General features: G+C 71.1%; 9 protein-coding genes and 2 pseudogenes. 4 read left to right on the plus strand and 7 right to left on the minus strand.

The window, feature by feature from the left end; all coding sequences use genetic code 11:
• The 3 genes and pseudogenes from AOK18_RS09125 to tkt all read right to left on the minus strand — a co-directional run.
• A pseudogene (locus AOK18_RS09125) lies at positions 1-496 on the minus strand (glucose-6-phosphate dehydrogenase); the annotation flags it as partial.
• A 4-nt stretch (positions 497-500) separates the two neighbouring features.
• Entirely contained in the window at positions 501-1,619 is a 1,119-nt protein-coding gene (tal, locus tag AOK18_RS09130; protein WP_055573054.1) for a transaldolase, read from the minus strand.
• A gap of 34 nt (positions 1,620-1,653) precedes the next feature.
• On the minus strand, positions 1,654-3,759 hold the full coding sequence (tkt, locus tag AOK18_RS09135; RefSeq protein ID WP_055693970.1) for a transketolase: 2,106 nt from the start codon (positions 3,757-3,759) through the stop codon (positions 1,654-1,656).
• 327 nt (positions 3,760-4,086) lie between these two features.
• On the opposite strand from tkt, the gene AOK18_RS09140 reads away from it, so the two are divergent.
• The gene (locus AOK18_RS09140) at positions 4,087-5,055 is read left to right on the plus strand and encodes a heme o synthase (RefSeq protein ID WP_420865587.1); all 969 of its coding nucleotides are present in this window, start codon (positions 4,087-4,089) and stop codon (positions 5,053-5,055) included.
• A gap of 93 nt (positions 5,056-5,148) precedes the next feature.
• Positions 5,149-5,541 (plus strand): hypothetical protein, encoded by a 393-nt coding sequence (locus AOK18_RS09145; protein WP_055573057.1) that lies wholly within the window; start codon positions 5,149-5,151, stop codon positions 5,539-5,541.
• Between the two features lie 195 nt (positions 5,542-5,736).
• Here AOK18_RS09145 and AOK18_RS09150 read toward each other — a convergent pair whose 3' ends face one another.
• The 4 genes and pseudogenes from AOK18_RS09150 to AOK18_RS34115 all read right to left on the minus strand — a co-directional run.
• Positions 5,737-6,780, minus strand: a complete 1,044-nt coding sequence (locus tag AOK18_RS09150) for a COX15/CtaA family protein (protein ID WP_055573058.1) — start codon at positions 6,778-6,780, stop codon at positions 5,737-5,739.
• Positions 6,781-6,853: 73 nt separating this feature from the next.
• Positions 6,854-7,672, minus strand: a complete 819-nt coding sequence (locus AOK18_RS09155) for an ABC transporter permease (RefSeq protein WP_055693971.1) — start codon at positions 7,670-7,672, stop codon at positions 6,854-6,856.
• Positions 7,669-8,577 (minus strand): ABC transporter ATP-binding protein, encoded by a 909-nt coding sequence (locus AOK18_RS09160; RefSeq protein ID WP_055573060.1) that lies wholly within the window; start codon positions 8,575-8,577, stop codon positions 7,669-7,671. Before AOK18_RS09160 ends, AOK18_RS09155 begins: the two co-directional genes overlap by 4 nt.
• 49 nt (positions 8,578-8,626) lie before the next feature.
• Positions 8,627-8,962 (minus strand): annotated as a pseudogene (locus tag AOK18_RS34115) (hypothetical protein); the annotation flags it as partial.
• Between the two features lie 150 nt (positions 8,963-9,112).
• Between AOK18_RS34115 and AOK18_RS09165 the strand changes: the two are divergent.
• Together AOK18_RS09165 and sufB are read left to right on the plus strand one after the other, a co-directional pair.
• On the plus strand, positions 9,113-9,955 hold the full coding sequence (locus tag AOK18_RS09165) for a helix-turn-helix transcriptional regulator (RefSeq protein WP_055693972.1): 843 nt from the start codon (positions 9,113-9,115) through the stop codon (positions 9,953-9,955).
• The gene (gene sufB, locus AOK18_RS09170) at positions 9,952-11,373 is read left to right on the plus strand and encodes a Fe-S cluster assembly protein SufB (RefSeq protein ID WP_055572485.1); all 1,422 of its coding nucleotides are present in this window, start codon (positions 9,952-9,954) and stop codon (positions 11,371-11,373) included. Before AOK18_RS09165 ends, sufB begins: the two co-directional genes overlap by 4 nt.
• Positions 11,374-11,396: the final 23 nt, after the last annotated feature.

Raw genomic sequence — 11,396 nt, forward strand, 5'->3', positions numbered from 1 at the left:
CCGCGCGCCGCCAGGAACCGCCCGACTGGTCGGCCAGCCCGTGCTTCTTCAGCTGCTGGATGACCACCGGGAAGGACCGCGGCGGCACCGACAGGTAGAAGGCGAAGTTGCCGCCCGTGCCCTGCGCCTTGTCCAGCTCCTCGATCGTGCCGCGCAGCCGCTCGAAGGACTCGTCGTCGTCGAAGGTGCCCTGGACGAACCGCATGCCCTGGATGAGCTGCTGCCAGACCTCCTCGCGGAAGGGGGTGCGGGCGTGCTCCTTGACCGCGTCGTGGACCTCCTGCGCGAAGTCCTCGTGCGCCCACTCGCGGCGGGCGAAACCGACCAGCGAGAAGCCCGGCGGCAGCAGACCCCGGTTGGCGAGGTCGTACACCGCCGGCATCAGCTTCTTGCGCGACAGATCGCCGGTGACCCCGAAGATGACCAGACCCGACGGCCCCGCGATGCGCGGGAGCCGCCGGTCCGCCGGGTCACGCAGCGGATTGCTGCTCGACAAGATGTCAGCCCTCCGAGGGGGCGAGGCGCGCGAGCTCCGCCTCGGTCGACTTCAGCAGGTCGTTCCAGGCCGCCTCGAACTTGTCGACGCCCTCGTCCTCCAGCAGTTGCACCACCTCGTCGTACGAGATGCCGAGCGCCTCGACCGCGTCGAGGTCGGCACGGGCCTGCTCGTAGGTGCCGGCGACGGTGTTGCCGGTGATCTCGCCCGACTCCTCCGTGGCCACCAGGGTCGCCTCCGGCATGGTGTTCACCGTGTTCGGCGCCACCAGGTCGTCGACGTACAGCGTGGCCTTGTACGCCTTGTCCTTCACACCGGTGGAGGCCCACAGCGGACGCTGCTTGTTGGCGCCCTCGCGCTCCAGCGCGTTCCAGCGGTCGGTGGCGAAGACCTCCTCGTACGCCTGGTAGGCCAGGCGCGCGTTGGCGAGGGCGGCCTTGCCGCGCAGCGCCTTCGCCTCGTCGGTGCCGAGCGCGTCGATCCGCTTGTCGATCTCGGTGTCCACCCGGGAGACGAAGAACGACGCCACCGAGTGGATCTTCGACAGGTCCAGGCCGCGCTCCCTGGCCTTCTCCAGGCCGGTCAGGAACGCGTCCATGACCTTGCGGTACCGCTCCAGGGAGAAGATCAGCGTGACGTTGACGCTGATGCCCAGGCCGATGGTCTCGGCGATCGCCGGGATGCCGGCCTCGGTCGCCGGGATCTTGATCAGGGTGTTGGGCCGGTCCACCAGCCAGGCCAGCTGCTTGGCCTCGGCGACGGTGGAGCGCGTGTTGTGCGCGAGGCGCGGGTCGACCTCGATGGAGACCCGGCCGTCCCGGCCGTCGGTGGCGTCGAAGACCGGGCGCAGGATGTCGGCGGCGTCGCGGACGTCCGCCGTGGTGATCATCCGGATGGCCTCTTCGACCGTGACCCTGCGGGCGGCGAGGTCGGTGAGCTGCTCCTCGTAGCCGTCCCCCTCGGAGATCGCCTTCTGGAAGATCGACGGGTTGGTGGTGACGCCCACGACGTGCTGCTGGTCGATCAGCTCGGCGAGGTTGCCGGACGTGATCCGCTTGCGCGACAGGTCGTCCAGCCAGATCGCGACGCCTTCGTCGGAAAGGCGCTTGAGTGCGTCTGTCATGGAAATTCCATCTCCTACGTCTCGTGTGCGGGCGTCAGGCCCGGGCTGCTGCGGTACCGGTGGTCGCGTCGAGCGCCTCACGGGCGACGGACGCCACGTTCCCGGCGGTGAAGCCGTACTCCTCGAACAGCACCTTGCCGTCGGCGGACGCACCGAAGTGCTCCAGGGACACGATGCGCCCGGCGTCACCCACGTACTTGTGCCAGGTGAGGCCGATGCCCGCCTCGACGGCGACGCGGGCCTTCACGGCCGGCGGCAGAACGCTCTCCCGGTACCCCTGGTCCTGCTCCTCGAACCACTCCACCGACGGCATGGACACCACACGGGTGGGCACGCCGGCGGCCTGCAGCTCCTCGCGGGCGCCGACGGCGACGTGCACCTCGGAACCGGTGGCGATCAGGATCACCTGCGGGGCGCCGCCCTCGGCCTCGAACAGCACGTAGCCGCCGCGCGCGGCGTCCTCGTTCGGCTCGTAGACCGGCACGCCCTGGCGGGTGAGGGCCAGACCGTGCGGAGCGCCCTTGCCGAACTCCTTCGTCCAGCGCTTCAGGATCTCCCGCCAGGCGATCGCGGTCTCGTTGGCGTCCGCGGGGCGGACGACGTTCAGACCGGGGATGGCGCGCAGCGAGGCCAGGTGCTCCACGGGCTGGTGGGTCGGACCGTCCTCACCCAGGCCGATGGAGTCGTGCGTCCACACGTACGTCACCGGCAGGTGCATCAGGGCGGACAGCCGCACCGCGTTGCGCATGTAGTCGGAGAACACCAGGAAGGTGCCGCCGTAGATGCGGGTGTTGCCGTGCAGCGCGATGCCGTTCATCTCCGCGGCCATGGAGTGCTCGCGGATGCCGAAGTGGATCGTGCGGCCGTACGGGTCCGCCTCGGGCAGCGGGTTGCCCACCGGGAGGAACGACGACGTCTTGTCGATCGTCGTGTTGTTGGAGCCCGCCAGGTCGGCCGAGCCGCCCCACAGCTCCGGGACGACCGCGCCGAGCGCCTGCAGCACCTTGCCGGACGCGGCACGCGTGGCGACCGCCTTGCCCGGCTCGAAGACCGGAAGCGCGTCCTCCCAGCCCTTGGGCAGCTCGCCGGCGGCGATCCGGTCGAACTCGGCCGCGCGCTCCGGGTTGCCGCTCCGCCACTCCTGGAACGACTTCTCCCACTCGGCCCGCGCCCGCCTGCCGCGCTCCAGCGCTCCGCGGGTGTGGCCGATGACCTCGTCGGTCACCTCGAAGGTCTGCTCCGGGTCGAAGCCCAGCACCCGCTTGGTGGCGGCCACCTCGTCGTCGCCGAGCGCCGAGCCGTGGGCGGCTTCGGTGTTCTGCGCGTTCGGGGCCGGCCAGGCGATGATCGAGCGCATCGCGATGAACGACGGCCGGTCGGTGACCTTCCTGGCCTCCTGGAGGGCGTCGTAGATCGCCTTCGGGTCCAGGTCGCCGTCCGCCTTCGGGGCCACCCGCTGCACGTGCCAGCCGTAGGCCTCGTACCGCTTGACGACGTCCTCGGAGACGGCCGTCTCGGTGTCGCCCTCGATCGAGATGTGGTTGTCGTCCCACAGCAGGACCAGGTTGCCGAGCTTCTGGTGGCCGGCCAGCGAGGACGCCTCCGCGGAGATGCCCTCCTGCAGGCAGCCGTCACCGGCGACGCAGTAGACGAAGTGGTCGAACGGGGACTCGCCCGGGGCGGCCTCCGGGTCGAACAGGCCGCGCTCGTAGCGGGCGGCCATCGCCATGCCGACCGCGTTGGCGACACCCTGGCCCAGCGGCCCGGTCGTCGTCTCCACGCCCGTGGTGTGCCCGTACTCCGGGTGGCCCGGCGTCTTCGAACCCCAGGTGCGGAACGCCTTCAGGTCGTCCAGCTCCAGGCCGAAGCCGGCCAGGTACAGCTGGGTGTAGAGAGTCAGGGACGAATGGCCGGCGGACAGGACGAAACGGTCCCGCCCGACCCAGTCGGCGTCCGAGGGGTCGTGCCGCATCACCTTCTGGAAGAGGGTGTACGCGACGGGCGCCAGGCTCATCGCCGTACCGGGATGGCCGTTGCCGACCTTCTGTACGGCATCGGCGGCCAGGACGCGGGCGGTGTCCACGGCCCGCTGGTCCAGTTCGGTCCACTCGAGGTCTGTGGTGGTCGGCTTGGTGCTCACCCTGAGTCAGGGCTCCTCTCCACATGTCTTCGGATGCCGGACGAGTACATACCGGCGAGGTCGAGCCTACCCCCGCAGGGCGTGCTTCCCCCGAGTCCTGCGGACTCCCGGGAGCCCGGGCAATCCGCCCTCTGCCTGGGAAGTGTTCGTGTTCGGCAGATGAATACGGAGCCGCTCATCCGGATGCTCAATCGAGCCCGGACCCGCGTTGTGAGCGAGCATGTTCAACACGACCCGACCCCCGCGAATGTCCGGGTCTGGGCAACGTCTAAGGTGGCGTGGTACGCGCGAGCCTCACCGCCGCTTCATACGGGAGGGCTTGCTGGGATGTCTCTGTCAGGGGTGCGAGTGACGGCCGTTGAATCCCGTCCTGCGGGGGTTATCGGGACGAGCCAGAGCCCGAGTCACCGGCCGATCGGGGCCCGTGTCAAGGCGTTCGTGGCGCTGACCAAGCCGCGGATCATCGAGCTGCTGCTCATCACCACCGTTCCGGTGATGTTCCTGGCGCAGCAGGGGGTGCCCGACCTGCGACTGGTGCTGCTGACCTGCGTCGGCGGCTACCTGTCGGCGGGCGGTGCCAACGCGCTCAACATGTACATCGACCGCGACATCGACGCCCTGATGGACCGCACCTCGCAGCGTCCCCTGGTCACCGGCATGGTCAGCCCGCGCGAGTGCCTGGTCTTCGGCATCACCCTGGCCGTGGTGTCGACCCTGCTGTTCGGCCTCGCCGTCAACTGGCTGTCCGCCTGGCTCTCCCTCGGCGCGCTCCTCTTCTACGTCGTCGTCTACACGATGATCCTCAAACGGCGTACGGCGCAGAACATCGTGTGGGGCGGCATCGCGGGCTGCATGCCGGTGCTGATCGGCTGGTCCGCGGTCACCGACTCGATGTCCTGGGCGCCGATCGTCCTCTTCCTCGTCATCTTCTTCTGGACGCCGCCGCACTACTGGCCGCTGTCCATGAAGGTGAAGGAGGACTACGCGCGCGTGGGCGTGCCGATGCTCCCGGTCATCGCCGGCAACAAGACGGTCGCCAAGCAGATCGTGATCTACAGCTGGGTCATGGTCGCGGTGTCGCTGCTGCTCACCCCGCTCGGCTACACCGGCTGGTTCTACACGGCGGTCGCGCTGGCCGCGGGCGGCTGGTGGCTCTGGGAGGCGCACGCGCTGCTCAACCGGGCCAAGGCCGAGGTGACCGGCGGCAAGCTCAAGGAGATGCGGCTGTTCCACTGGTCCATCACCTACGTGTCGCTGCTCTTCGTGGCCGTCGCGGTGGACCCCTTCCTGCGGTAGCCCCCTCCGACGCGTCCTGCGGGCGGGGTCCGTGGCCAAGGCCACGGACCCCGCCCGTCGCCGTTCGATCTACCCGTCGGTAGCATCCTGGTCATGGCAGACACGCAGCAGTCGGACCCGAAGGCCGGGCAGACCTCCGAACAGACCTCCGAGCAGCGGGCCGCGCAGAAGGCCGAGCGCAAGGCCGACCGGAAGGCGGCCAAGCTCGCCAAACGGATCAGCGGCTTCGCCACGGCCCACGGCGGAGCCGAGGGCCAGATCGCGTACCTCGGACAGCGCGGAGCCCGGATCGTGCTCGTCGGCGAGGACGGCGGCTGGGGCGACCTGGTCGCCCACTCCTACCCCATCGCCCGGAAGGCGGCCGAGCGGGCGGGCCTGACCCTCCACGACGACTTCGACGGCGAGTTCGCGGCCAAGGTCAGGACCGGCCGGTACGAATGGACCCGCATGGCGGGCCTCCAGATCGGCGGCCCGGCCAACGGCTGAACCGCGCCTCCGGGCGGCACCGGCGCGGGCGGGACACCGGGCCGGCGGGGGACGCCGGGCCGGCGCCACGGCGTTCCCGCGGCCGGGAGCGCCTCCCGGCGCCTCACCGGCAGGCCCCGCGAAGCCGGCGGCGGCACCCCGCCCCGCCGGCACCGGTCCGCCGCCCGGCGGCCTCACCGCGAGGGCGGACCGGGACTACCCGCGGCCGGCGACCGACGTGCTGGTGGCGTCGGACGGCCGCCCGGACGTCCGCCCGGGTGACGGCGGCGGACCGGCCACCGGAGTGTCCGGCCGCTCGCGCAGCGACAGCAGGACCCGCACCACCCAGATCCACATGATGCAGGAGCCGAACATGTGGGCGCCGACCAGGACCTCGGGCAGGTCCGTGAAGTACTGGACGTAACCGATCACGCCCTGCGCGAGGATGATCAGGAACAGCTCGCGGGTGCGGTGCAGCGGGCCCTCGGGGGCGTCCACCGCCTTGAGGACGAACCACAGGGCGAACGTCAGCGTCGCCACGACCCACGCCAGCACGGCGTGCAGCTTGCTGACCATCTCCGAGTCCACCGGCATCCGCGCGACCTCGCTGGAGTCGCCCGCGTGCGGGCCCGCGCCGGTCACCACCGTGCCGACCGCGATCAGCAGCACGGACGCCACCACCAGGAACCACACCAGCTGCCGCACCGGCTTGCCGACCAGCGGCCGGGGCTCGCCGTCACCCTCGCGGACGCGCTGCCACATCACGGCGGCCACCGCGATCAGCGCGGAGGAGAGCAGGAAGTGCGCCGCGACCGTGTACGGGTTCAGGCCGACCAGGACCACGATGCCGCCGAGGATCGCGTTGCCCATCACGATCCAGAACTGCGCCCAGCCCAGCCGCGTCAGGCTGCGCCGGAACGGCTTCTCGGAACGCACGGCGACGATCGCCCAGCCGACGGCCGCGCACAGCACGTACGTCAGCAGCCGGTTGCCGAACTCGATGACACCGTGCACCCCCATCTCGCGGGTGGAGGTGAGGGAGTCGTCGGTGCATTTGGGCCAGGTCGGGCAGCCCAGACCGGAGCCGGTCAGCCGTACCGCGCCGCCGGTGACCACGATGACCACCGACATGACGAGCGCGGCGAGGACCGCCCGCCGGACCGTCCGGGGATCCGGGGTCCAGCGTGCGGCGATGAAGGCGAGGGGGCTGCGCAGGGCCGCCTGGGCGTCGGCGCGGGTCAGATTTGGCACGCCACCCATCGTAGGGCGCCGCTTGTGCACGCTTTCACGAGGGTCCGTCCTGTGGGGGTTCCGTCCCGGTCCCGCCGCCCGGTCACTCCCAGCGGAAGAACCGGCCCGCCGCCGCCAGCCCCGCGACCGCCCACGCGGTGAGGATCGCGACCTGGGTCCACGGCAGGCCCGCCCCGTCCTGGAGCACGTCCCGCAGGCCCTCCGACAGCGCCGAGACGGGCAGCAGCCCGAGGACGCCCTGCGCACCGGCCGGGAAGTTCTCCAGCGGTACGACGACCCCGCCGCCGACGAGCAGCAGCAGGAACACCAGGTTGGCGGCGGCGAGCGTGGCCTCGGCCCTCAGGGTGCCGGCCATCAGCAGACCGAGACCCGAGAAGGCGGCCGTGCCCAGCACCAGCAGCAGGAGCACCGCGAACGGGCTGCCCTGCGGCGACCAGCCCAGCGCGAACGCGATCACCGTCAGCAGGGTGATCTGGAGCACCTCGGTGACCAGCACCGACAGCGTCTTCGCGGTCATCAGCGCCCAGCGCGGCAGCGGCGACGCCGCCAGCCGCTTCAGCACCCCGTACCGGCGCTCGAACCCGGTGGCGATGGCCTGCCCGGTGAACGCCGTCGACATCACCGCCAGCGCGAGGACGCCGGGGGCGAGGAAGTCCACGGCCTCGCCCGCGCCGGTGTCCACGATGTCCACGGTGCTGAACAGCACCAGCAGCAGGGTGGGGATGACCACGGTGAGCAGCAGCTGCTCGCCGTTGCGCAGCAGCATCTTCGTCTCGAGCACCGCCTGCGCCGCGATCATGCGGGGGAGCGGCGCCGCGCCCGGCTTCGGCGCGTAGGCGCCGGTCCCGCCGGTTCCCCCGGCCCCGGTGGGTGCGGGGTCCACCGGATTCACCGGGTTCATGAACGCAGCTCCTTGCCGGTCAGTTCCAGGAAGACATCCTCCAGGGTGTGCCGTTCGACCGAGATCCGGTCCGGCAGCACGCCGTGCTGCGCGCACCAGGACGTGACCGTGGCGAGCAGGTGCGGGTCCACCTCGCCGACCACCCGGTACGAGCCCGGGGCCGGCTCGTCGGCCCGGAAGTCGGGCGGGAGCGCCTTGAGCAGGGAGACCACGTCCAGCCCCGGCCGGCCCGAGAAGCGCAGGGTGTTCTCGGCGCCGCCCCGGCACAGCTCCTCGGGGCTGCCCTGGGCCACCACCCGGCCGGCGTCGATGATCGCGACGTCGTCGGCGAGCTGTTCGGCCTCGTCCATGTGGTGCGTGGTGAGGATGACGGAGACCCCGTCGGCGCGCAGGTCCCGTACGAGGTCCCAGGTGGCGCGGCGGGCCTGCGGGTCGAGGCCGGCGGTCGGTTCGTCCAGGAAGACCAGTTCCGGGCGCCCGACCACGGCCATCGCCAGCGCGAGCCGCTGCTGCTGGCCGCCGGAGAGCCGCCGGTACGTCGTACGGCCGCAGGAGCCGAGTCCGAGGCGCTCGATCAGCGCGTCCACGTCCAGGGGGTGCGCGTGCAGCCTGGCCGTGTGCCGGAGCATCTCGTCGGCCCGCGCGCCCGAGTAGACGCCGCCGGACTGGAGCATCACGCCGACGCGGGGCCGGAGCGCGGCCGACTCCCGCACCGGGTCCAGGCCCAGGACGCGCACCGTGCCGGAGTCCGGCCGCCGGTATCCCTCACAGGTCTCCACCGTGGTCGTCTTGCCCGCCCCGTTGGGTCCGAGCACGGCCGTCACGCCCTGCCGCGCCACCAGGTCGAGACCGTCCACCGCGGTCTTCGTGCCGTACCGCTTCACCAGGGCCTGCACCTGGACCACGGGCTCGCTTCGCATGGGTCACGAGTCTAGGGACGGGCCGGGGACCTCGGACCGGCGGGTTCGGGAACTCCTCCGTGCGGGGACGGTGCGGCTCCAGCCACCGCTGTGCGTGGGCCACCGCGTCCGGCAGGGGGAACAGCCGTGCCCCGGCCGCCCCGACGGTGCCGCGGACGACGGGGCGGTCCCGTTCGAAGTCGTGGCCCGGTCCGTCGAGCAGTGCGCCGACGACCGTGACCGGACCGCCGTCGACCCGGCCCGGGGAGCTGAGCGAGGAGTGCACGAGGAGGGTCTCGCCGGGCCGCACGCCGAGTCCGGCGAGACCGGCGGCGAGGGTGCCCCGGGTGACGAGAGGGCCGGTCGGCGGGGGTGCGGACCTGCCCGGCAGTGTCCCGGAAGCGGCCCGGGGCGCCACCGGTTCGATCGATCGGAGATCGTTTCCGCAGGTCACCTTAGGTTTGCCTAAGTGATGCAGCGCACCCCGGGGTGGATCATGCCCGGCTTGCCCGGGCCGGATGAATTACGCAACAATGGCGTTGTGAAAAACGTCGGCGAGGCTCCCCAGGAGGAACTTGCGACCGGTGAGCGGTCCACCCGCAACCGGGTCGTGCGCTCCGTCCTGGACCACGGCCCGTCGACCGTCTCCGAACTCGCCCAGCGGCTCGGGCTGACCCAGGCGGCCGTCCGCCGGCACCTCGACGTCCTGTCCGCCGACGGGATCGTGGAGGCGCGCGAGCGCCGGGTCTACGGCGCGCGCACGCGCGGACGCCCGGCCAAGGTCTTCGCCCTCACCGACTGCGGACGGGACGCCTTCGACCAGTCGTACGACGAACTGGCCGTGGACGCCCTGCGCTGGATCGGCGAGCGGGAGGGCGGGGACGAGGCGATCGCCGCGTTCGCCCGCGCCCGGATCGCCGCCCGGTCCGGCCCGTACCGCGAGGCGGTGGAGGCGGCGGCCCCCGAGGAGCGCGCCCAGGCCCTGGCCAGGGCGCTCACCGCGGACGGGTACGCTGCCACCGCGCGCAGCGCCCCCCGTCCGCAGCAGGGCGAGCAGCTGTGCCAGCACCACTGCCCGGTCGCCCACGCCGCCGAGCGGTTCCCGCAGTTGTGCGAGGCGGAGACGGAGTTCTTCGCCGAGCTGCTCGGCACGCACGTCCAGCGGCTGGCGACCATCGCCCACGGCGACGGCGTCTGCACCACCTACATCCCGAAGTCCTCGACGGCTTCGAGGGCCGCGGGGGCCCCACCGCCCCCCGAGCCCCCGGAACCACCGGAGACCTCGGAACCCCCGAGAAAGCCCGGGGCGGAGTCCGAGACGCCTCCGCCCCGCATCCACCACGCAACCGCATCCGCAAGCACGGCCGGGAGGAACCCCGCATGACTCTCCCCACGGAGACTGCCCACCCCGAACTCGAGGGTCTGGGTACGTACGAATTCGGCTGGGCCGACTCCGACGCGGCAGGCGCCGCGGCCAAGCGCGGTCTGAGCGAGGACGTCGTCCGAGACATCTCCGCGAAGAAGAACGAGCCGGAGTGGATGCTGAAGCTGCGGCTCAAGGGCCTGCGCCTGTTCGACAAGAAGCCCATGCCCAACTGGGGCTCGGACCTGTCGGGCATCGACTTCGACAACATCAAGTACTTCGTGCGCTCCACCGAGAAGCAGGCCGCTTCCTGGGAGGACCTGCCCGAGGACATCAAGAACACCTACGACAAGCTCGGCATCCCGGAGGCGGAGAAGCAGCGCCTGGTCGCCGGTGTCGCCGCGCAGTACGAGTCCGAGGTCGTCTACCACCAGATCCGCGAGGACCTGGAGGAGCAGGGCGTCATCTTCCTGGACACGGACACCGCGCTGAAGGAGCACCCGGAGCTCTTCCAGGAGTACTTCGGCACCGTCATCCCGGTCGGCGACAACAAGTTCGCGTCGCTGAACACGGCCGTGTGGTCCGGCGGATCGTTCATCTACGTCCCCAAGGGCGTCCACGTGGACATCCCGCTCCAGGCCTACTTCCGGATCAACACCGAGAACATGGGCCAGTTCGAGCGGACGCTGATCATCGTCGACGAGGACGCCTACGTCCACTACGTCGAGGGCTGCACCGCCCCGATCTACACCTCGGACTCGCTGCACAGCGCCGTCGTCGAGATCATCGTCAAGAAGGGCGGCCGCTGCCGCTACACGACCATCCAGAACTGGTCGAACAACGTCTACAACCTGGTCACCAAGCGCGCCGTCGCCTACGAGGGCGCGACCATGGAGTGGGTCGACGGCAACATCGGCTCCAAGGTGACGATGAAGTACCCGGCCGTCTACCTGATGGGCGAGCACGCCAAGGGCGAGACCCTGTCCATCGCCTTCGCCGGCGAGGGCCAGCACCAGGACGCCGGCGCCAAGATGGTCCACATGGCCCCGAACACCTCGTCGAACATCGTCTCCAAGTCGGTGGCGCGCGGCGGCGGCCGCACCTCCTACCGCGGCCTGATCGAGATCGGCGAGGGCGCCCCCGGCGCCAAGTCCAACGTGCTGTGCGACGCGCTGCTCGTGGACACGATCTCCCGCTCGGACACCTACCCCTACGTCGACGTCCGCGAGGACGACGTCTCCATGGGCCACGAGGCGACCGTCTCCAAGGTCTCCGAGGACCAGCTCTTCTACCTGATGAGCCGCGGTCTGTCCGAGTTCGAGGCGATGGCGATGATCGTGCGCGGCTTCGTCGAGCCGATCGCCAAGGAACTGCCGATGGAGTACGCGCTGGAGCTCAACCGGCTGATCGAGCTGCAGATGGAGGGCGCTGTCGGCTGACCCGCCGCCCCGCCCCCGCCGGC

It is taken from the genome of Streptomyces prasinopilosus (assembly GCF_001419695.1).
In the GTDB taxonomy this organism is placed as follows: domain Bacteria; phylum Actinomycetota; class Actinomycetes; order Streptomycetales; family Streptomycetaceae; genus Streptomyces; species Streptomyces prasinopilosus.

What these genes read in the sequence shown, in the direction of transcription:
- tal (WP_055573054.1), bottom strand. Translation starts at nt 1,619, where the DNA reads ATGACAGACGCACTCAAGCGCCTTTCCGACGAAGGCGTCGCGATCTGG.
- AOK18_RS09145 (WP_055573057.1), top strand. Translation starts at nt 5,149, where the DNA reads ATGGCAGACACGCAGCAGTCGGACCCGAAGGCCGGGCAGACCTCCGAA.
- AOK18_RS09150 (WP_055573058.1), bottom strand. Translation starts at nt 6,780, where the DNA reads ATGGGTGGCGTGCCAAATCTGACCCGCGCCGACGCCCAGGCGGCCCTG.
- AOK18_RS09155 (WP_055693971.1), bottom strand. Translation starts at nt 7,672, where the DNA reads ATGAACCCGGTGAATCCGGTGGACCCCGCACCCACCGGGGCCGGGGGA.
- AOK18_RS09140 (WP_420865587.1), top strand. Translation starts at nt 4,087, where the DNA reads ATGTCTCTGTCAGGGGTGCGAGTGACGGCCGTTGAATCCCGTCCTGCG.
- sufB (WP_055572485.1), top strand. Translation starts at nt 9,952, where the DNA reads ATGACTCTCCCCACGGAGACTGCCCACCCCGAACTCGAGGGTCTGGGT.